Raw genomic sequence first — 19,225 nt, forward strand, 5'->3', positions numbered from 1 at the left:
TGACGCGGGCGTTGCCTGCTGCGCGCATTCCTCTACAAGACCTCGGAAAACGACAAAAAGCAGGTCCATGTCTCACGAAAAATCTACTCCCGGCGCGTCTGCGGATGTGTCGAACGCGCGCGACTGGGTGCGCGTGCTGGCCCGTTACCGCGAGCCGAGCACCTGGCGCAGCAGTTTTGAGCTGGCAATCACCCTCGGCCCCTTCATCCTCCTTTGGGCGCTGGCTTGGTGGGCGCTCTCGGTCAGCGGCTGGTTGACGCTGGCGATCTCGCTGGTGAACGCGGGTTTCCTGCTGCGCCTTTTCGCGATCCAACACGACTGCGGCCATGCGGCCTTTTTCAGCAGCCGCCGCACCAGTGACTGGGTGGGGCGTGTGCTGGGGGTGCTGACGTTGACGCCCTATGACGTATGGCGCCGGACCCACTCGATTCACCACTCCTCGGCCGGGAACCTTGGCCGTCGTGGCATTGGCGATATCCACACGCTCACGGTTGCGGAGTATCGCGCGCTTGGGCTGTTCGGGCGGCTGCATTACCGCCTGTACCGGAACCCGATCGTGCTGTTTGGCCTTGGGCCGACCTATCTGTTCTTCGTGCAGAACCGCGTGCCGCTGGGGCTGATGGCGCAGACCCGTTATTGGCTGAGCGCGATGGGCACCAATCTGACGATCCTCGCGGCCCTCGCGGTGATCTTCTACTTCGGGGGGATCATGCCCATTGTGCTGATCTTCGTGCCCAGCACCCTTCTGGCGGCCACGGCGGGCATGTGGCTGTTCTATGTGCAGCACCAGTTCGAGACGACCCATTGGGAAGAGAACGACGCTTGGGACCTGCATGATGCGGCGTTTCACGGCTCCTCGCATTACATTCTGCCACGCCCCTTGCAGTGGCTGAGCGCCAATATTGGCATTCACCATGTGCACCATCTCTATAGCCGCATTCCGTTCTATCGCTTGCCGGAGGTGCTGCGCGATCATGTCGCCTTGGCCGAGGGGAACCGGATGACCATCCGCGAAAGCCTCGCCAATGCGCGGCTGCACCTGTGGGATGAGAAAAGCAAGCGCCTGTTGTCCTTCGCGCAGGCGCGCCGGGTCGCCTGACATCGCTGGATTTGATGATGTTCAGGGCCCCCGCTTCGGCGGGGGTCTTTGCATCTGGAAGGGTGCCATTACCTGAAGGCACGATCCCCCTGCTACCCGCTCAATCATGCGGCGACCCCCAGGAAAGTTCCGAAAAAAAGCCTTCAATTTTCTCGGAACAGAGCGAAAAGCTGCCGGTTGTCTCCCCGTGGAAGACGGGGTGCTGCGCACCTCACTTATCGTAAACGAAGACGGGAGAGACCTGATGATCTATACCAAAACACTCATGGCTGGCGTATCTGCTGTTGCCCTTTTCGCGGCCGCTCCGGTTCTGGCGCAGGATGCGACTGAAAAGGTCGAAGAGACCATCGAACGCAATGCCGAAGCCGAAGCCCAGATGGAAGCCGAAGCCGAGGTCGAAGGTGCTGAAGCCGAGGTCGAAGGTGGCGCAGCCGCGACCGCAAATGTCGCCGGCGGCCAAGTGGTTGTCGAACAGGAAGATGCCGAAGTTGACGTGACCGTTCCCGAACCCGACGTGAACGTCTCGCAAGACGCCCCCGTGGTGACGGTGGAGCAGGGCCAGCCCGAGGTGAATGTGGCCGTCCCCGAGCCGACCGTGCGCGTGCAGCAGCAAGCGCCGATCATCACCGTTGAGCAGGCACAGCCGCAGGTTACCGTGCGCATCCCCGAGCCGGTTGTGACCGTGCAGGTGCCGAAGCCGCAGGTCGACGTGGAAACCGGTGAACCGATTGTCGATCTGGAGCAGCCCGAACCCGTCGTGAAATTCGTGCGCCCCGAGCCAAAGGTCACCATCGAAGAAGCCGAGCCCCGCGTGACCGTTGAGCAGGCCGAGGCCAACGTGAATGTCGCCGAGTCCGAGGAAGCCGAAGTCGACGTCGAGCAGAAAGAAGCCGATGTGAACGTGCAGCAGGGTGAAGACGCGAATGTCGTGGTCGAAGAGGCCGAAGCACCGCAGGTCAACGTTGAAGGTGCCGAAGGTGCCGAGATCGACGTCGAGCAAGAGCAAGCGCGTGTCTTGATGGAAGACTTCAACGCCGACGCGCAGGGCAATATGGCCGATGAAGACCGCGCCCGCTATCAGGAGAACGTGCAGCGCCTGCCGATCTTCAACCTGACCGCCGAAGAACTGACGGGCCGCAGCGTTGCCACCGAGACCGGTGAAGACGTTGGCGAAATCGACTTCATTGGCGTCCGTGGCGATACCGTAGTGGCGATCATCGGCGTCGGTGGTTTCCTCGGTATGGGCGAGAACGAAGTTGCCATCCCGGTTGAGAAGCTGATCATGCGTGAAGACGAAGTCATCGTTCCCGGTGTGACCGAAGAGCGTTTGGAAAGCATGCCGGAATTCAACGAAGCCGAAGTTGAAATCCTCGACCCCGGTATGCGTCTGGCCGAGAGCATTGGCCTTGACTAATACCCGGTTTGGGTAACCGCAGAACTAGTAGAAGAAGGCGCTTCGGCGCCTTCTTTTCTTTTGTGCGGGGCAGGGGGAGGATTTTCGCTCTGACCACTGGACGGGCAGTTGCGAACCTGTTAGGTCGCCACATCGGCTCAGACCCCGGATTCGTCCGGGGTTTGGCTATTTGAACGATCCCGGTGGTTGGGATGCTTGCCTCGCAAGAGATTTAAACCCACCCACCACTCCCACAGGGGACCTTCGGGGCCCTATAACCAACGCGCTTTCACCTCGGTGCGAGCGTGCCTAGCAAACGGAAGACAGAGAACATGGCACTCAAGTCGTACAAACCGACGACGCCAGGCCAGCGTGGACTGGTACTGATCGACCGTTCGGAGCTGTGGAAAGGCCGCCCGGTCAAAGCCCTTACTCAGGGTCTGACCAAATCCGGTGGCCGGAACAACACCGGACGAATCACAATGCGTCGTACAGGTGGTGGTGCAAAGCGCCTCTACCGTATCGTTGATTTCAAGCGGAACAAGCTGGACATGTCCGCTGTTGTCGCGCGGATCGAATATGACCCCAACCGTACCGCCTTCATCGCACTGATCCAGTACGAAGACGGCGAGCAGGCCTACATCCTGGCCCCGCAGCGTTTGGCCATTGGCGACAAGATCATCGCCGGCGCCAAAGTGGACATCAAGCCCGGCAACGCGATGCCTTTCTCGGGCATGCCGATCGGTACGATCGTCCACAACATCGAGATGAAGCCCGGCAAAGGCGGTCAGATCGCCCGTGCCGCCGGCACCTACGCCCAGTTCGTGGGTCGTGACGGTGGCTACGCTCAGATCCGTCTGAGCTCTGGCGAGCTGCGTCTCGTGCGTCAGGAATGCATGGCCACCGTCGGTGCCGTCAGCAACCCCGACAACTCCAACCAGAACTACGGTAAAGCGGGCCGCATGCGCCACAAGGGCATCCGTCCCTCTGTGCGTGGTGTGGTGATGAACCCGATCGACCACCCGCACGGCGGTGGTGAAGGCCGGACTTCTGGTGGTCGTCACCCGGTGACGCCCTGGGGCAAGCCGACGAAGGGTGCCAAGACCCGCAACAAGAACAAAGCGTCCAGCAAGCTTATCATCCGCTCGCGTCACGCCAAGAAGAAGGGGCGTTAATCAATGGCTCGTTCAGTATGGAAAGGTCCTTTTGTCGACTCTTATGTCCTCAAAAAGGCAGAGGCTTCCCGCGAGGGCGGTCGTAACGAAGTGATCAAGATCTGGTCGCGCCGCAGCACGATCCTGCCCCAGTTCGTGGGCCTGACGTTCGGCGTCTACAACGGTCACAAGCACATTCCTGTCAACGTCAGCGAAGACATGATCGGTCAGAAGTTCGGTGAATACTCCCCGACTCGGACCTACTACGGTCATGCCGCCGACAAAAAAGCGAAGCGGAAATAAGCCATGAGCAAGGATAAGAATCCCCGCCGCGTGGCAGACAACGAAGCAATGGCAAAACTGCGCATGCTTCGCACCAGCCCGCAGAAACTGAACCTGGTTGCTGCCCTCATCCGTGGCAAGTCCGTGGATAAGGCGCTGACCGACCTGACCTTCTCCAAGAAGCGGGTCGCGCAGGACGTGAAGAAATGCCTTCAGTCCGCCATCGCCAACGCGGAAAACAACCACAACCTGGACGTCGATGAGCTGATCGTGGCCGAGGCCTATGTCGGCAAGAACCTGACCATGAAGCGCGGTCGCCCGCGTGCACGTGGCCGGTTCGGCAAGATCATCAAGCCGTTTGCCGAGATCACGATCAAAGTGCGTCAAGTTGAGGAGCAAGCCTGATGGGTAACAAAGTCAATCCGATCGGTATGCGCCTTCAGGTGAACCGCACCTGGGACAGCCGCTGGTACGCCGACACCAAGGATTACGGTGATCTTCTGCTCGAAGACCTCGCGATCCGCGACTTCATCAAGAAAGAGTGCCACCAGGCCGGTGTTGCCCGTGTGATCATCGAACGTCCGCACAAGAAGTGCCGCGTCACGATCCACACAGCCCGCCCCGGTGTCATCATCGGCAAGAAAGGCGCGGACATCGAGACGCTGCGCCAGAAAATCGCCAAGATGACCAACTCCGAACTGCACCTCAACATCGTTGAGGTCCGCAAGCCTGAGCTGGACGCACATCTGGTTGGTGAGAGCATCGCACAGCAGCTGGAGCGCCGGGTGTCCTTCCGCCGCGCCATGAAACGTGCCGTGCAGAACGCCATGCGCATGGGCGCACTGGGCATCCGCGTGAACCTCGCGGGTCGTCTCGGTGGGGCCGAGATCGCACGTACCGAATGGTACCGCGAAGGTCGCGTGCCGCTGCACACATTGCGTGCCGACATCGATTACGCGCATGTCGAGGCGTCCACCGCCTACGGCATCATCGGGATCAAGACCTGGATCTTCAAAGGCGAGATCATGGAACACGACCCCGCTGCGCGTGACCGCAAGGCACAGGAACTCCAAGACGGCCCAGCACCTCGCGGTGCCGGCGGTCGTCGCTAAGGGGGAATGAGAAATGCTTCAACCAAAGCGTACTAAATTCCGCAAGCAGTTCAAAGGCTCGATCAAGGGTCTGGCGAAGGGCGGGTCTGACCTGAACTTCGGCACCTACGGCCTGAAGGCGCTGCAGCCGGAGCGGGTTACAGCCCGTCAAATCGAAGCGGCACGCCGCGCCATGACGCGTCACATGAAGCGTCAGGGCCGTGTCTGGATCCGCATCTTCCCGGACGTTCCGGTGACCTCCAAGCCTGTCGAAGTTCGTATGGGTAAAGGTAAAGGTTCCGTCGACTTCTGGGCCGCCAAGGTCAAGCCGGGCCGCATCATGTTCGAGATCGACGGTGTCGGCGAAGACGTGGCGCGCGAAGCCCTGCGTCTGGCAGCCATGAAGCTGCCGATCAAGACTCGGGTCGTAGTCCGCGAGGACTGGTAATCCCGCAGCCCTGCAAGGGGTGGCAGAAAGAAAAAACCCCCGTCGAGCGATCGGCGGGGGTTTTGCTTTGGCGGGGCAGGGGAATGACGCGCAAGCGCCGGCTGGCGCAAATCTCGCCGGTCCGTGCCACCCGGTGCGGAATCAACCCGTAGGCGGCGGGCCGTCGCCTGCCCGCCCGTCACGCCAGAGGCGTGCCGTCATATGTTGGGCGCACCTTCGGTGCGACCGGGTAGGCGATTTGGTGAGGCTGGGTGCGACTTCGAGAACGCACATCTTGGCTGCGCCATAAAGTGGCACGAGGCACCGTGGGATCGCCCACCCGCGGGCAGGCGCTGGCCCTCAGCTCTCCCAGGCGTAGTTGAAGCTCACCGACACCCGATCGTCCTCGATCATGTTCATCGGCACTTCGTGGCGCAGCCAGCTTTCCCACAGCAGCACGTCGCCCGCTTCGGGGGCCACATAGATGAAGGGCCGCAGCTCCTCGCGCGCGTCCTTCACCCGGCCGGGGGCGGCCATCATCATCGGCAGGCGCGGGTCCTCGAAACGGATCGCGCTGGCGCCCTCGGGCATGGTCACATAGGTCGTCCCCGAGACCACCGAATGCGGGTGGATATGCGAGGTGTGGATGCCGCCCTCGGGCAGGATGTTCAGCCACAGCGAGTCCAGCACCAGCTTGCGGTCGCCGAGATCGAACTGCAGATCCTCCGCAAAGGCCGCGACATGGGCATCCAGCACCTTCTTCAGATCCGCAAAGATCGGAAAGCGGTAGGGCAGGTCGTCGAGCGAGGCATAGGAGGTGTAGCCGGCATAGCCATTGGCCTCGCACCAGTCCTGCCCGGCCTCGTCATCCTCGGCGATCGAGAAACACGAGGCGGTCAGCTCGTCGATGTCGATGAGCTTGCCCTTCTCGGAGAGGGCGGCGTGATAGAGGCGGGTGGCGAAGAGCGATTTGATGTTTGACATGGGCCCTGATTACCGGGCTGAAGTTCGATTGGCGAGCCAAATATCCCTTAGTGCCTGCCGCAGGCACGGGCCGCGCCTGACCTCCCCCCCCCCCCGGGAAGGCGCCTTGAACCGTTCCGGCGGACATAGGGGTTGCGGGCCTCTCAGCCGCGGGGCAAACTGTGAAGACAGATGCGCCTACCCAAGGTCAGGCGCGGCCCTTAGCGCATTGCGCGCATGAATCCGGATAAGGGGTTGCGTTATGGCGGCACCCCGCGTATTGGCACCTTTCATCATGAACTCCACCAGAATCATGGTCACCCTGACAGGGGCCTACTGGTGATGTTGAAAGGAAGAGGCCGTGAAAGCCAGCGAACTGCACGACAAGACGCCGGACCAGCTCCGCGACGAACTTGTGAACCTGAAAAAAGAATCCTTCAACTTGCGCTTCCAGCAGGCCACCGGCCAGCTGGAGAACTCCGCACGTCTGAAGACTGTTAAGCGTGACGTGGCCCGTGTCCACACCGTGCTGAACCAGAAAGCCGCTGCTGCGGCAGCCGAATAATAGGAGCCTGAAACATGCCCAAGCGTATCCTTACAGGCACCGTGACATCGGACGCCAACGCACAAACAGTTTCCGTTTCCGTAGAGCGCCGCTTTACGCATCCGGTTCTGAAAAAGACCATCCGTAAGTCCAAGAAATACCGGGCTCACGATGAGAACAACACGTTCAAGGTGGGCGACACTGTGCGCATCATCGAATGTGCCCCCAAGTCGAAAACCAAACGTTGGGAAGTTCTGACTTCGGACAAAGCCGAGGCCTGAGCCCCTTAAACGAAACCCTGGGATGAGGGCCGCATCGCCCCCCAGAAGGTCGGGAGAAACCAAATGATCCAGATGCAGACCAACCTGGATGTTGCTGACAACAGCGGCGCGCGCCGTGTTCAGTGCATCAAGGTCCTGGGTGGTTCCAAGCGTAAATACGCGTCCGTCGGCGACATCATCGTCGTCTCGGTCAAGGAAGCCATCCCGCGTGGTCGTGTGAAAAAGGGCGACGTCCGCAAGGCCGTTGTCGTTCGCACCGCCAAAGAAGTTCGTCGTGAAGATGGCACCGCCATCCGCTTCGACCGCAACGCCGCTGTTATCCTGAATAACAACAACGAACCCGTCGGTACCCGTATCTTCGGGCCGGTCGTTCGTGAGCTGCGCGCGAAGAACTTCATGAAAATCATCTCGCTCGCTCCGGAGGTGCTGTAATCATGGCTGCTAAACTTCGCAAAGGTGACAAGGTCATCGTCCTGTCCGGCAAGGACAAAGGCAAGACGGGCACCATCTCGTCCGTTGACCCCAAGTCGAACAAGGCCATCGTTGACGGCGTGAAAATCGCCATCCGCGCCACGCGCCAGACACAGACATCTCAAGGCGGCCGCATCCCCAAGGCGATGCCGATCGACCTGAGCAACCTCGCACTGGTGGATGCCAATGGCAAAGCCACCCGCGTGGGTTTCAAAATCGAAGGCGACAAGAAAGTGCGCTTTGCCAAGACCACGGGGGACGTGATCGATGCTTGATACCGCAACCTACACACCCCGCCTTCAGGCCGAATATCGCGAGAAGATCCGCGCCGCCCTGAAAGAGGAATTCGGCTACAAGAACGACATGATGATCCCCAAGCTGGACAAGATCGTTCTGAACATCGGCTGCGGTGCCGAAGCCGTGCGCGACAGCAAAAAAGCCAAGTCGGCTCAGGAAGACCTGACCGCGATTGCAGGCCAGAAGGCTCTGACAACCGTGGCCAAGAAATCCATCGCTGGTTTCCGCGTGCGTGAGGACATGCCTTTGGGTGCGAAAGTGACCCTGCGTGGCGAGCGTATGTATGAATTCCTTGACCGTCTGATCACGATCGCAATGCCCCGTATCCGCGACTTCCGCGGCATCTCGGGCAAGAGCTTTGACGGCCGTGGCAACTACGCCATGGGCTTGAAAGAGCATATCGTGTTCCCCGAAATCGACTTCGACAAAGTTGACGAGACTTGGGGTATGGACATCGTGATCGCCACCACGGCGAAAACCGACGCTGAAGCCAAGGCGCTGTTGAAAGCATTCAACATGCCCTTCAATTCATAAGCGCGGGAAGGATTAGAAATGGCTAAGAAATCCATGATTGAGCGCGAGAAGAAGCGCGAAGCACTGGTTAAAAAGTACGCTGACAAGCGCGCGGCTTTGAAAGAGATCGTGAGCGACGAAAGCAAACCGATGGAAGAGCGTTTCCGCGCTTCCCTGAAACTGGCGAAATTGCCGCGCAACAGCTCTGCTGTGCGTCTGCACAACCGTTGCCAGCTGACGGGCCGCCCCCACGCCTACTATCGTAAACTGAAAATTTCGCGGATCGCGCTGCGGGACCTTGGCTCTTCCGGCCAGATTCCCGGCATGGTCAAGTCGAGCTGGTAAGGAGCGCATCAGATGAACGATCCTATCGCAGATATGTTGACACGCATCCGTAACTCTTCGCTGCGCGGCAAATCCACTGTCATGACACCGGCCTCCAAGCTGCGTGCATGGGTTCTGGACGTGCTGGCTGACGAAGGCTACATCCGCGGCTATGAAAAAGTCACGGGCGCCGATGGCCACCCCGCCATCGAGATCAGCCTCAAGTACTACGAAGGCGAACCTGTTATTCGCGAGCTGAAGCGGGTTTCCAAGCCCGGTCGCCGCGTCTACATGGCCGTCAATGACATCCCCGTCGTCCGTCAGGGCCTCGGCGTGTCGATTGTCTCCACCTCCAAAGGTGTGATGTCGGACGCATCTGCACGGTCTGCCAATGTTGGCGGCGAAGTGCTCTGCACCGTATTCTAAGGAGAAGACAATGTCTCGTATCGGTAAGAAACCAGTCGCTATGCCGTCGGGTGTCTCGGCAGAGGTGAGCGGTCAGACCATCGAAGTGAAGGGCCCCAAGGGCAGCCGCAGCTTCCGTGCCACTGACGACGTGACCCTCGCGGTCGAAGACAACGCCATCACTGTGACACCGCGCGGCAAGTCCAAGCGCGCCCGTCAGCAGTGGGGCATGTCCCGCACCATGATCGAAAACCTGGTGACCGGCGTCACCACGGGCTTCAAGAAAGAGCTTGAAATCCAGGGTGTTGGTTATCGTGCGGCCATGAATGGCAACACGCTGAAACTGAACCTCGGCCTCAGCCACGATGTCGACTATGTTGCGCCCGAGGGCGTGACCGTGACGGCACCGAAGCAGACCGAAATCGTTGTGGAAGGCATCGACGAACAGCTCGTTGGTCAGGTTGCCGCGAACATCCGCGCATGGCGCAAGCCCGAGCCCTATAAGGGCAAAGGCATCCGCTATAAGGGCGAGTTCATCTTCCGCAAAGAAGGCAAGAAGAAGTAAGGAACGGATTGATGGCAAATACCAAACGACAGCTGTTCCTGAAGCGCCGCATGCGCGTTCGGAACAAACTCCGCAAAGTCAACGCCGGGCGTCTTCGCCTGTCGGTACACCGTTCGTCCAAGAACATCTCGGCCCAGCTGATCGACGATGTGAACGGCGTGACACTGGCCTCCGCCTCCTCCATGGAGAAGGATCTGGGCGTGGTTGGCAAAAACAACATCGAAGCAGCGACCAAAGTCGGTGCCGCGATTGCCGAACGTGCCAAGAAAGCCGGCGTCGAAGAAGCATACTTCGACCGGGGCGGCTTCCTCTTCCACGGCAAGGTCAAGGCTCTGGCCGAAGCCGCGCGTGAAGGCGGTTTGAAGATCTGATGGTGCGGTGCGTGGGCAACCACGCACCCGCTTTCATACGAAGGCTATGCCCGGTGCATAGCCTTCCTGCGAAGAGGGCCGGGAAGGCCCTCTCGATGATCCGGGGGCCATGGGCTCACCAGGATTGATCCTAAGGGCCGGTAAGGCCACAGAAAAAGGAAGATGCCAGATGGCAAGAGATGACAACCGTGGGGGCAACCGCCGCAACCAACGCGACGAGACCCCGGAATTCGCTGACCGTCTGGTCGCGATCAACCGCGTGTCCAAGACCGTTAAGGGTGGTAAGCGTTTCGGCTTCGCCGCACTCGTGGTCGTGGGCGATCAGAAAGGCCGCGTCGGCTTTGGCAAGGGTAAAGCGAAAGAAGTGCCCGAGGCCATCCGCAAGGCGACCGAGCAGGCCAAGCGTCAGATGATCCGCGTGCAACTGCGCGAAGGCCGCACCCTGCACCACGATATGCATGGTCGCCACGGCGCAGGCCGCGTCATCATGCGCACAGCACCTGAAGGTACCGGTATCATCGCCGGTGGTCCGATGCGTGCCGTGTTCGAGATGCTGGGCGTGAAAGACGTTGTGTCCAAATCGGTCGGTTCGCAGAACCCCTACAACATGATCCGCGCCACTCTGGACGGTCTGAAGAAAGAGCAATCGCCCCGTTCCGTCGCGCAGCGTCGCGGCAAGAAAGTGGCTGACATTCTGCCCAAGCGTGAAGACAACGTCGAGTCCTCCGCTCAAGTGGCTGAGGAGGCATAAGCATGGCCAAGACACTCGTAATCAAGCAGGTCGGCTCGCCGATCCGCCGCCCCGCCAAACAGCGCGCAACGCTGGTCGGCCTCGGCCTGAACAAGATGGGTCGTACCCGTGAGCTGGAAGATACACCTTCCGTCCGCGGCATGATCAACAAGGTCTCGCATATGGTCGAGATCGTTGAAGAGAAAGGCTGAACCTAGGGTTCAGCGGTAGGGTGGGGGACCACGCTACGAAAGCGCCTCGCAGGGAACTGCGGGGCGTTTTGCGTTGCGGTGCAGGGTGCGTCGTTTCGCGGGACCACAGGCCCGGAATCAAGACGGAGGCGCCGGGCCATCGCCTGCCCGTACCGGCGGGCTGGCGATTTGGTGGGGCTGGGCACCCCTTTGATAGCGTATAGCTTCGCCGCACCATAAAGTGGGATGGATAGCCGTTCAGATCGCCACCCCACGGGCAGGCGCTGGCCCTCTTCGCTCCGCAAAAAGCCCTACGCGCCACGCCCCCCTTGTCACGCCCCCCGCCATCCCCTATACGCCCCCGGTGGCCCGTGTTGGGTCGCAATGGAATCGCAACGCCGCGTTTGGCCACTCCCGTCGCTGGGGGCCATTTCCGGCATAAGGAGAAGCGACATGAAACTGCACGAACTTTCCGACAACGAAGGCGCAGCCAAGAAGCGTATGCGCGTTGGCCGTGGTCCCGGCTCTGGCAAGGGTAAAATGGGTGGCCGTGGTATCAAGGGTCAGAAATCCCGCTCGGGTGTGAGCATCAATGGCTACGAAGGCGGCCAGATGCCCATCTACCAGCGTCTGCCCAAGCGCGGCTTCAACAAGCCGAACCGCAAATCCTTCGCTGTCGTCAACCTGGGTCTGATCCAGAAGTTCATCGACGCCAAGAAGCTTGACGCGGGCAACACCATCGACGCCGCGGCGCTGGTGGCCTCCGGTCTGGTCCGTCGTGAGCTGGACGGTATCCGCGTTCTGGCGAAGGGTGACATCACCTCCAAGATCGACCTGAACGTCGCAGGCGCCTCCAAGTCCGCCATCGAGGCGGTCGAGAAGGCAGGCGGCAAGGTGACCGTGACCGCCCCCAAGGCGGCCGAGGCATCCGAGTAAAGCGGCCTTAAGGCTTGTGAGCGGCGCGCCAGCCGCTTACATAACCTCAAGTTTTCCCGAACGCCGCCCGCCGGAAAACGGCCCGGGCGGCGTTTTCGCAACAAAAGAAGAGACCCCTCATGGTATCTGCCGTCGAAAACATGGCCGCGAACACGAGCTGGTCCGCATTGGGCAAGGCAACAGACCTGCGCAACCGGATTCTGTTCACGCTCGGGCTGCTTATCGTTTACCGCCTTGGCACCTTCATTCCGGTTCCCGGCATCGACGGTGGCGCGCTGCGTGACTTCATGGAGAGCGCGGGCCAGGGCATCGGCGGCATGGTGTCGATGTTCACCGGCGGCGCGCTTGGCCGGATGGGTATCTTCGCTCTGGGCATCATGCCCTATATCTCGGCCTCGATCATCGTTCAGCTGCTGACCTCCATGGTTCCGGCGCTGGAGCAGTTGAAGAAAGAGGGCGAGCAGGGGCGCAAGAAGATCAACCAGTACACCCGCTACGGCACCGTGGCACTGGCGACGCTGCAGTCCTACGGCCTTGCGGTCAGCCTTCAGGCCGGTGACATCGTGGCCGATGGCCAGATGGGTTTCAGCTTCATCGCGGCCTGTATGATTACCCTTGTCGGCGGCACCATGTTCCTGATGTGGCTGGGTGAGCAGATCACCGCACGCGGCATCGGCAATGGCATCTCGCTGATCATCTTTGTCGGCATCATCGCCGAGGTTCCCGCCGCCATCGCGCAGTTCTTTGCCTCGGGCCGATCGGGGGCGATCAGCCCCGCCGTGATCGTGGGCGTGCTGGTCATGGTGATCGCGACAATCATGTTCGTGGTCTTCATGGAGCGCGCCCTGCGCAAGATTCACATTCAATATCCCCGCCGTCAGGTCGGGATGAAGATGTATGACGGCGGCACCAGCCACCTGCCGATCAAGGTGAACCCGGCGGGCGTGATCCCGGCGATCTTCGCCTCCTCGCTGCTGCTGCTGCCGGTCACCGTCAGCACCTTCTCGGGCAATTCCACCAGCCCGGTGATGTCTTGGCTCTTGGCGAACTTCGGCCCCGGTCAGCCGCTCTATCTGCTGTTCTTTGTGGGCATGATCGTCTTCTTCGCCTATTTCTATACCTTTAACGTCAGCTTCAAACCTGATGACGTGGCCGACAACCTGAAGAACCAGAACGGCTTTGTCCCCGGCATCCGCCCCGGCAAGCGCACCGCTGAGTATCTGGAGTATGTGGTCAACCGCATCCTCGTGCTCGGCTCGGCCTATCTGGCGGCGGTCTGTGTTCTGCCCGAGATTCTGCGCGGCCAATTCGCCATTCCCTTCTACTTCGGCGGCACCTCGGTGCTGATCGTCGTCTCGGTCACCATGGACACGATCCAACAGGTTCAGAGCCATCTGCTGGCGCATCAGTATGAAGGTCTGCTCGAGAAGTCTCAGCTGCGCGGCAAGGGCGCGGGCAAAGGCAAAGGTACACGCAAGAAACGGAGCCCCGTACGTCGATGAATATTATCCTACTCGGGCCTCCGGGTGCAGGCAAAGGCACCCAAGCACGTCATCTGGTCGAGACCCGCAACATGGTTCAGCTGTCCACCGGCGACATGCTGCGTGAAGCCAAGGACAGCGGCACAGAGATGGGCAAGATTGTGGCCGACGTGATGGACCGCGGCGCGCTTGTCACCGATGAGATCGTCATCGGCCTGATCCGGGAGAAGCTGACCGACAAGGCCGAGCATGGCGGCTTTATTTTCGACGGCTTCCCCCGCACGCTGGCGCAAGCCGATGCCCTGGCCGATCTGATGGCGCAAGAGGGCCAGACCCTTGATGCCGTGATCGAGATGAAGGTCGATGATGAGGCGCTGGTCGCCCGCATCACCGCGCGGTCCACCTGCGCAAGCTGCGGCGAGGTCTATAACGACCTGACCAAACCGATCCCCGAAGATGGCAAATGCACCAACTGTGGCGGGACCGAGTTCAAGCGCCGCGCCGACGACAACGAGGAAAGCCTCAAGACCCGTTTGATGGCTTATTACAAGCAGACCTCCCCGCTGATCGGCTACTACTATGCCAAAGACATGCTCAGCGGCGTCAACGGTCTGGGAAAGATCGACGAAGTGCGCGGCGCGATCGCGCAGGTTCTCGAAAAGTGATTTCCCGGCAGCGCGGGGCAGGGGGTGCTTTCCTTTGCCTTCGCGCTGCCGATCGGCATACAGTTCTGCGCGGGCCTTGACGCCCTCAGCAAAACCTCATAGTCACCCCTATCTCGTAAGAGAATCAAATTGCGGCAAGGGTTCCGCCCAACCCCGCAAGATCACCTGATCAGCCTTAGCCCGATGGCCCTATGCCTCGGGCTTGTGTTGTGAAAAAAGGGTCTGGAATCACGGACCCGCAACGAAAAGGAATAGCTAACGTGGCACGTATTGCCGGCGTAAACATCCCGACTGCAAAGCGGGTTCCCATCGCCCTCACCTATATCACCGGTATTGGCAGCTCCTCCGCCAAGGCCATCTGCGAAGCTGTCGGTATCGACGAGACCCGCCGGGTCAACGAACTGTCCGACGCCGAAGTTCTGGCCGTGCGTGAGCACATCGACGCCAACTACACCGTCGAAGGCGACCTGCGTCGTGACACGCAGATGAACATCAAGCGCCTGATGGACCTCGGCTGCTACCGTGGCCTGCGCCACCGTCGCAACCTGCCGGTTCGCGGCCAGCGCACCCATACCAACGCACGCACACGCAAAGGCCCCGCGAAGGCCATTGCTGGCAAGAAGAAATAAGGGAGGGTCCGATCAATGGCACGCGATAAGACACGCACCAAGCGTAAGGTCTCCAAGAACATCGCCGCAGGCGTGGCGCATGTGAACTCGAGCTTCAACAACACCAAGATCCTGATCTCGGACGTGCAGGGCAACGCGATCTCTTGGTCGTCCGCTGGCACCATGGGCTTCAAGGGTTCGCGCAAGTCGACCCCCTATGCTGCCCAGATGGCCGCCGAAGACGCGGGCCGCAAGGCGCAGGATCACGGCGTCAAGACGCTGGAAGTCGAAGTGCAGGGCCCCGGTTCGGGCCGCGAGAGCGCGCTGCGCGCCCTGGCTGCCGCCGGTTTCAACATCACCTCGATCCGTGATGTGACGCCGATGGCCCACAACGGCTGCCGCCCCCCGAAGCGCCGCCGCGTTTAAACCGGGACTGTTTGACATGGGGTCGCGCCTGGCGTGCGGCCCCATACCGCTTTTCAGAAACCTCGAGCGTTTGTGTCATTTGGACATGAGGCACAAACAAGGATGGAGGGACGCATGATCCACAAGAATTGGGCTGAATTGATCAAGCCGCAACAGCTTGACGTCAAGCCGGGCAACGACCCCGCACGTCAGGCGACCGTCATGGCCGAACCGCTGGAGCGGGGCTTCGGTCTGACCCTCGGCAACGCGCTGCGCCGCGTGCTGATGTCCTCGCTGCAGGGCGCGGCAATCACCTCCGTGCAGATCGACAACGTGCTGCACGAGTTCTCCTCCGTCGCCGGTGTGCGCGAAGACGTGACCGACATCATCCTGAACCTCAAGGGCGTCAGCCTGCGCATGGAAGTCGAAGGGCCGAAGCGCCTGTCGATCTCTGCCAAGGGCCCGGGCGTCGTCACCGCCGGTGACATCTCCGAATCCGCCGGCATCGAGATTCTGAACCGCGAGCATGTGATCTGCCACCTCGACGATGGTGCGGATGTTTACATGGAACTGACCGTCAACACCGGCAAGGGCTATGTCTCCGCCGACAAGAACAAGCCGGAAGACGCGCCCATCGGTCTCATCCCGATCGACGCGATCTATTCGCCGGTCAAAAAGGTCTCCTACGACGTGCAGCCGACCCGTGAGGGTCAAGTGCTGGACTATGACAAGCTGACCATGAAGGTCGAGACCGATGGCTCCATCACGCCGGACGACGCCGTGGCCTTCGCCGCGCGCATCCTGCAGGACCAGCTTGGCATCTTCGTGAACTTCGACGAGCCGGAATCGGCGTCCCGTCAGGACGACGACGACGGCCTGGAGTTCAACCCGCTGCTGCTGAAGAAGGTCGACGAGCTGGAACTCTCGGTCCGTTCGGCAAACTGCCTGAAGAACGACAACATCGTCTACATCGGCGACCTGATCCAGAAGACCGAAGCCGAGATGCTGCGCACCCCGAACTTCGGCCGCAAGTCGCTGAACGAGATCAAGGAAGTGCTGTCGGGCATGGGCCTGCACCTCGGGATGGACGTCGAGGACTGGCCGCCAGAGAACATCGAAGACCTCGCCAAGAAGTTCGAGGATTCGTTCTAAGATACGGGCGCCGGAAACTTCCGAAGTTTCCGGCACCGATTTCTTCCAAAGAAATCGGCACAACCGTGAAGACCGGGCACACGCCCCAAGGAGAGCCCGTGACACGCATCGCGGGCCAGACAAAGCAAAACCGCCCGTAGAGGGCATCACGATTGGAGTAAGACAATGCGTCACGCACGTGGATACCGCCGCCTGAACCGTACACATGAACACCGCAAGGCGCTGTTCTCGAACATGGCAGGCTCGCTCATCGAGCATGAGCAGATCAAGACCACCTTGCCGAAAGCCAAGGAACTGAAGCCGATCATCGAGAAGATGATCACGCTCGCCAAGCGCGGCGACCTGCACGCCCGCCGTCAGGCCGCAAGCAAGCTGAAGGAAGATCAGTATGTCGCCAAGCTGTTCGACGTGCTGGGCCCCCGCTACAAGGACCGTCAGGGCGGCTACGTCCGCGTCCTGAAGGCCGGCTTCCGCTATGGTGACATGGCGCCGATGGCGATCATCGAATTCGTCGACCGCGACCGCGACGCCAAGGGTGCCGCCGACAAGGCGCGCCTGGCCGAGGAAGACGCGGCGGAATAAGATCCCCGCCATCGTTATTCGGAAAGCCCCGCCCCTCGGCGGGGCTTTTCTTTTGCCGGGCAGGGGCGTTAGTTCGCAGTTGCACCGGCCCCGCTCCCTGCGCATATCTGGGGGCATGAGAGCCCTTGCCCTGATCCTCATGCTGCTGGCCGCGCCGCTGATGGCGCAGCAGGTGCCCAGCTCTGCCGCGCAGATGCAGCTGAGCTTCGTGCCGCTGGTGAAACAGGCCGCCCCCGCGGTGGTGAACATCTACGCCCGCACCATCACCGAATCCCGGCGCACGCCGTTGCAGGCCGATCCCTTCTTCGAACGTTTCTTTCGCGATCCCTTTTCCGAGCGGCCCCGGGTGCAGAATTCGCTCGGCTCCGGCGTGATCCTGTCCGCCGACGGGATCGTCGTGTCGAACTACCATGTCGTCGGCACCGCCACCGACATCCGCGTGGTGCTGAACGACCGGCGCGAGTACAGCGCCCGCGTGCTTCTGGGCGACGCCGAGAGCGATCTGGCGATCCTCAAGCTCGAGGGCGCGGAGGATCTGCCCTTCCTTGAACTGCGCGACAGCGACGCGGTGGAAGTGGGGGAGCTGACGCTCGCCATCGGCAACCCCTTCGGTGTGGGCCAGACCGTCTCGAGCGGGATCGTCTCCGGGCTGGCGCGCTCGGGCGCGGCAGGCGGCGGCGGGCAAGGCTATTTCATTCAGACCGACGCGCCGATCAATCCCGGCAACTCCGGCGGCGCGCTCATTGACATGTCCGGGCGGCTGATCGGCGTGAACACCTCGATCCTCACCCGCTCGGGCGGCAGCAACGGCATCGGCTTCGCCATCCCTGCCGATCTGGTCGCCGCCTTCGTCGCACAGGCCCGCGCGGGCGAGAGCGCCTTTCAACGCCCCTGGGCCGGGTTGTCGGGCCAGCCGGTGGATGCCGAGATGGCGGGGCCATTGGGGCTGGACCGTCCGGGTGGCATCATCGTCTCGGGTCTGCATGCGGCGAGCCCCTTTCACGGCGCGGGGCTGAAGGTCGGCGACGTGATCGTCAGCGTCGACGGGGAGCCGGTGAACACGCCCGCGGAGATGATCTACCGCATGTCGGTCGCGGGGCTCGGCCATTCCGCGCGCGTGGGCGTCATGCGCGCCGGTGACCTGATGGAGGTGACAGTGGCCCTGATCGCCGCGCCCGACGTGCCGGACCGGGCCGAGGTCACCTTGGGCGCCCGCAGCCTGCTGCCGGGGCTTAGGGCCGCGCGGATCAACCCGGCGGTCATTGCCGAGATGAACCTGCCCTTGGAAAGCGCGGGCGTCGTGGTGCTTGATACGGGGCGCTTCGGCCCGCGCGTGGGGCTCCGGAACGGTGACGTGATCCTCGCGGTCAACGGCGTGGCGGTGGAAGACACGGCCGCCTTGGTGGCGCTGCTCTCGGGGCAGGTGCGGCGCATCCAGATGGTGATACAACGGGGCGACCGGCGCATGGCGCTGCAGTTCAGGGGGTAGCGTGGCGGATCTGTTCGGAGATACAGACGAGGCGGAAGAGGGCGGCCACCGCCCCTTGGCCGACCGGTTGCGGCCCAAGTCACTGGCCGAGGTGATCGGGCAGGAGCAGGTGCTCGGCCCCGATGCGCCGCTTTCGGTGATGCTGGCCGCCGGGGCGCTGTCTTCGCTGATCTTCTGGGGGCCGCCGGGCGTGGGCAAGACCACCATCGCGCGGCTTCTGGCCGACGAGACCGACCTGCATTTCGTGCAGATCAGCGCGATCTTCTCGGGCGTGCCGGAACTGCGCAAGGTGTTCGACGCGGCCAAGTTGCGCCGCAGGCAGGGGCAGGGGACGCTGCTCTTCGTCGACGAGATACACCGTTTCAACAAGGCGCAGCAGGACGGGTTTCTGCCGCATATGGAGGATGGCACCATCCTTCTGGTCGGCGCCACCACGGAAAACCCGAGCTTCGAGCTTAACGCCGCCGTGTTGAGCCGTGCGCAGGTGCTGGTGCTGGAACGCCTGCCGCATGACGATCTGGAGCGTCTGGCGCAACGGGCCGAGCGCGAATTGGGCAAGCCCCTGCCGCTGCAACCCGACGCGCGCGAGGCGCTGCTGGAGATGGCCGATGGCGACGGGCGCGCGCTGCTCAATCTGATCGAACAGGTAACGGCGTGGAAGGACGACGCGCCGCTCGACAAGGCGGGCCTCTCGAAGCGCCTGATGCGCCGCGCGGCGCAATACGACAAGTCGGGCGATTCGCATTACAACCTCATCTCATATTTAACTCTATAGACCAAAGCAAAAAAATACCCAAACCAGCGTT

At 61.5% G+C, this 19,225-nt stretch carries 27 protein-coding genes and 1 pseudogene; 27 read left to right on the forward strand and 1 reads right to left on the reverse strand.

Going from position 1 to position 19,225, the window contains the following annotated elements:
- The first annotated feature begins 67 nt into the window (after window positions 1–67).
- The 7 genes from ACGYLC_RS03985 to rplP all read left to right on the forward strand — a co-directional run bounded on the left by ACGYLC_RS03985 (window position 68) and on the right by rplP (window position 5,467).
- Window positions 68–1,099, forward strand: coding sequence for a fatty acid desaturase (locus ACGYLC_RS03985; RefSeq protein WP_394421844.1), 1,032 nt, complete (start codon window positions 68–70; stop codon window positions 1,097–1,099).
- Between the two features lie 244 nt (window positions 1,100–1,343).
- Window positions 1,344–2,513 (forward strand): PRC-barrel domain-containing protein, encoded by a 1,170-nt coding sequence (locus ACGYLC_RS03990; protein WP_394421846.1) that lies wholly within the window; start codon window positions 1,344–1,346, stop codon window positions 2,511–2,513.
- Window positions 2,514–2,824: 311 nt separating this feature from the next.
- Window positions 2,825–3,667, forward strand: a complete 843-nt coding sequence (rplB, locus tag ACGYLC_RS03995) for a 50S ribosomal protein L2 (RefSeq protein ID WP_067267965.1) — start codon at window positions 2,825–2,827, stop codon at window positions 3,665–3,667.
- Between the two features lie 3 nt (window positions 3,668–3,670).
- A complete protein-coding gene (rpsS, locus tag ACGYLC_RS04000) occupies window positions 3,671–3,949 on the forward strand; it encodes a 30S ribosomal protein S19 (RefSeq protein WP_007118838.1) in 279 nt (92 codons plus the stop codon).
- Window positions 3,950–3,952: 3 nt separating this feature from the next.
- The gene (gene rplV, locus ACGYLC_RS04005; protein WP_067267968.1) at window positions 3,953–4,333 is read left to right on the forward strand and encodes a 50S ribosomal protein L22; all 381 of its coding nucleotides are present in this window, start codon (window positions 3,953–3,955) and stop codon (window positions 4,331–4,333) included.
- Window positions 4,333–5,040, forward strand: coding sequence for a 30S ribosomal protein S3 (gene rpsC, locus ACGYLC_RS04010; protein ID WP_067267970.1), 708 nt, complete (start codon window positions 4,333–4,335; stop codon window positions 5,038–5,040). Before rplV ends, rpsC begins: the two co-directional genes overlap by 1 nt.
- Window positions 5,041–5,053: 13 nt before the next feature.
- Entirely contained in the window at window positions 5,054–5,467 is a 414-nt protein-coding gene (gene rplP / locus ACGYLC_RS04015) for a 50S ribosomal protein L16 (RefSeq protein ID WP_007118841.1), read from the forward strand.
- 339 nt (window positions 5,468–5,806) lie between these two features.
- Here rplP and ACGYLC_RS04020 read toward each other — a convergent pair whose 3' ends face one another.
- The gene (locus tag ACGYLC_RS04020; RefSeq protein ID WP_394403589.1) at window positions 5,807–6,430 is read right to left on the reverse strand and encodes a TIGR02466 family protein; all 624 of its coding nucleotides are present in this window, start codon (window positions 6,428–6,430) and stop codon (window positions 5,807–5,809) included.
- A 340-nt stretch (window positions 6,431–6,770) separates the two neighbouring features.
- Between ACGYLC_RS04020 and rpmC the strand changes: the two genes are divergently transcribed.
- From rpmC to ACGYLC_RS04120, 20 genes and pseudogenes are all read left to right on the forward strand, one after another.
- Window positions 6,771–6,974 (forward strand): 50S ribosomal protein L29, encoded by a 204-nt coding sequence (gene rpmC, locus ACGYLC_RS04025; protein WP_209218384.1) that lies wholly within the window; start codon window positions 6,771–6,773, stop codon window positions 6,972–6,974.
- A 14-nt stretch (window positions 6,975–6,988) separates the two neighbouring features.
- Window positions 6,989–7,234, forward strand: coding sequence for a 30S ribosomal protein S17 (rpsQ, locus tag ACGYLC_RS04030; protein WP_067267977.1), 246 nt, complete (start codon window positions 6,989–6,991; stop codon window positions 7,232–7,234).
- A 63-nt stretch (window positions 7,235–7,297) separates the two neighbouring features.
- Entirely contained in the window at window positions 7,298–7,666 is a 369-nt protein-coding gene (gene rplN, locus ACGYLC_RS04035) for a 50S ribosomal protein L14 (protein ID WP_005621870.1), read from the forward strand.
- A 2-nt stretch (window positions 7,667–7,668) separates the two neighbouring features.
- Complete coding sequence (gene rplX / locus ACGYLC_RS04040; protein WP_067267981.1) at window positions 7,669–7,980, forward strand: 50S ribosomal protein L24; 312 nt, start codon at window positions 7,669–7,671, stop codon at window positions 7,978–7,980.
- Window positions 7,973–8,536, forward strand: a complete 564-nt coding sequence (gene rplE / locus ACGYLC_RS04045) for a 50S ribosomal protein L5 (protein WP_394403590.1) — start codon at window positions 7,973–7,975, stop codon at window positions 8,534–8,536. The genes rplX and rplE overlap by 8 nt, the downstream gene beginning before the upstream one ends.
- Window positions 8,537–8,554: 18 nt before the next feature.
- The gene (gene rpsN, locus ACGYLC_RS04050) at window positions 8,555–8,860 is read left to right on the forward strand and encodes a 30S ribosomal protein S14 (RefSeq protein WP_136720403.1); all 306 of its coding nucleotides are present in this window, start codon (window positions 8,555–8,557) and stop codon (window positions 8,858–8,860) included.
- Window positions 8,861–8,872: 12 nt separating this feature from the next.
- Complete coding sequence (rpsH, locus tag ACGYLC_RS04055; RefSeq protein ID WP_067267987.1) at window positions 8,873–9,265, forward strand: 30S ribosomal protein S8; 393 nt, start codon at window positions 8,873–8,875, stop codon at window positions 9,263–9,265.
- Between the two features lie 10 nt (window positions 9,266–9,275).
- Window positions 9,276–9,809, forward strand: a complete 534-nt coding sequence (gene rplF, locus ACGYLC_RS04060; protein WP_394403591.1) for a 50S ribosomal protein L6 — start codon at window positions 9,276–9,278, stop codon at window positions 9,807–9,809.
- Between the two features lie 11 nt (window positions 9,810–9,820).
- Window positions 9,821–10,180, forward strand: coding sequence for a 50S ribosomal protein L18 (gene rplR, locus ACGYLC_RS04065; protein WP_067267990.1), 360 nt, complete (start codon window positions 9,821–9,823; stop codon window positions 10,178–10,180).
- A 169-nt stretch (window positions 10,181–10,349) separates the two neighbouring features.
- A complete protein-coding gene (gene rpsE, locus ACGYLC_RS04070) occupies window positions 10,350–10,931 on the forward strand; it encodes a 30S ribosomal protein S5 (protein ID WP_067267992.1) in 582 nt (193 codons plus the stop codon).
- Window positions 10,932–10,933: 2 nt separating this feature from the next.
- On the forward strand, window positions 10,934–11,122 hold the full coding sequence (gene rpmD, locus ACGYLC_RS04075) for a 50S ribosomal protein L30 (protein ID WP_067267994.1): 189 nt from the start codon (window positions 10,934–10,936) through the stop codon (window positions 11,120–11,122).
- Between the two features lie 432 nt (window positions 11,123–11,554).
- Window positions 11,555–12,037: a 50S ribosomal protein L15 gene (gene rplO / locus ACGYLC_RS04080; RefSeq protein ID WP_067263142.1), complete on the forward strand. Its 483-nt coding sequence runs from the start codon at window positions 11,555–11,557 to the stop codon at window positions 12,035–12,037.
- A gap of 119 nt (window positions 12,038–12,156) precedes the next feature.
- Window positions 12,157–13,539: a preprotein translocase subunit SecY gene (secY, locus tag ACGYLC_RS04085; RefSeq protein WP_394417095.1), complete on the forward strand. Its 1,383-nt coding sequence runs from the start codon at window positions 12,157–12,159 to the stop codon at window positions 13,537–13,539.
- Window positions 13,536–14,183, forward strand: a complete 648-nt coding sequence (locus ACGYLC_RS04090; protein ID WP_394421849.1) for an adenylate kinase — start codon at window positions 13,536–13,538, stop codon at window positions 14,181–14,183. Before secY ends, ACGYLC_RS04090 begins: the two co-directional genes overlap by 4 nt.
- Window positions 14,184–14,443: 260 nt before the next feature.
- Window positions 14,444–14,812, forward strand: coding sequence for a 30S ribosomal protein S13 (gene rpsM / locus ACGYLC_RS04095; RefSeq protein WP_067263150.1), 369 nt, complete (start codon window positions 14,444–14,446; stop codon window positions 14,810–14,812).
- Window positions 14,813–14,827: 15 nt separating this feature from the next.
- Window positions 14,828–15,217, forward strand: a complete 390-nt coding sequence (gene rpsK / locus ACGYLC_RS04100) for a 30S ribosomal protein S11 (RefSeq protein ID WP_067263152.1) — start codon at window positions 14,828–14,830, stop codon at window positions 15,215–15,217.
- 114 nt (window positions 15,218–15,331) lie between these two features.
- On the forward strand, window positions 15,332–16,348 hold the full coding sequence (locus ACGYLC_RS04105; RefSeq protein WP_007118862.1) for a DNA-directed RNA polymerase subunit alpha: 1,017 nt from the start codon (window positions 15,332–15,334) through the stop codon (window positions 16,346–16,348).
- Between the two features lie 165 nt (window positions 16,349–16,513).
- Entirely contained in the window at window positions 16,514–16,930 is a 417-nt protein-coding gene (rplQ, locus tag ACGYLC_RS04110) for a 50S ribosomal protein L17 (RefSeq protein WP_271688296.1), read from the forward strand.
- Between the two features lie 115 nt (window positions 16,931–17,045).
- Window positions 17,046–18,419, forward strand: coding sequence for a trypsin-like peptidase domain-containing protein (locus ACGYLC_RS04115; RefSeq protein ID WP_394421850.1), 1,374 nt, complete (start codon window positions 17,046–17,048; stop codon window positions 18,417–18,419).
- A 1-nt stretch (window position 18,420) separates the two neighbouring features.
- Window positions 18,421–19,185, forward strand: a pseudogene (locus tag ACGYLC_RS04120) (AAA family ATPase); the annotation flags it as partial.
- Window positions 19,186–19,225 lie beyond the last annotated feature (40 nt).

The sequence above is a fragment of the Sulfitobacter sp. 1A12157 genome, assembly GCF_043557345.1.
Classification (GTDB): Bacteria; Pseudomonadota; Alphaproteobacteria; order Rhodobacterales; family Rhodobacteraceae; genus Sulfitobacter.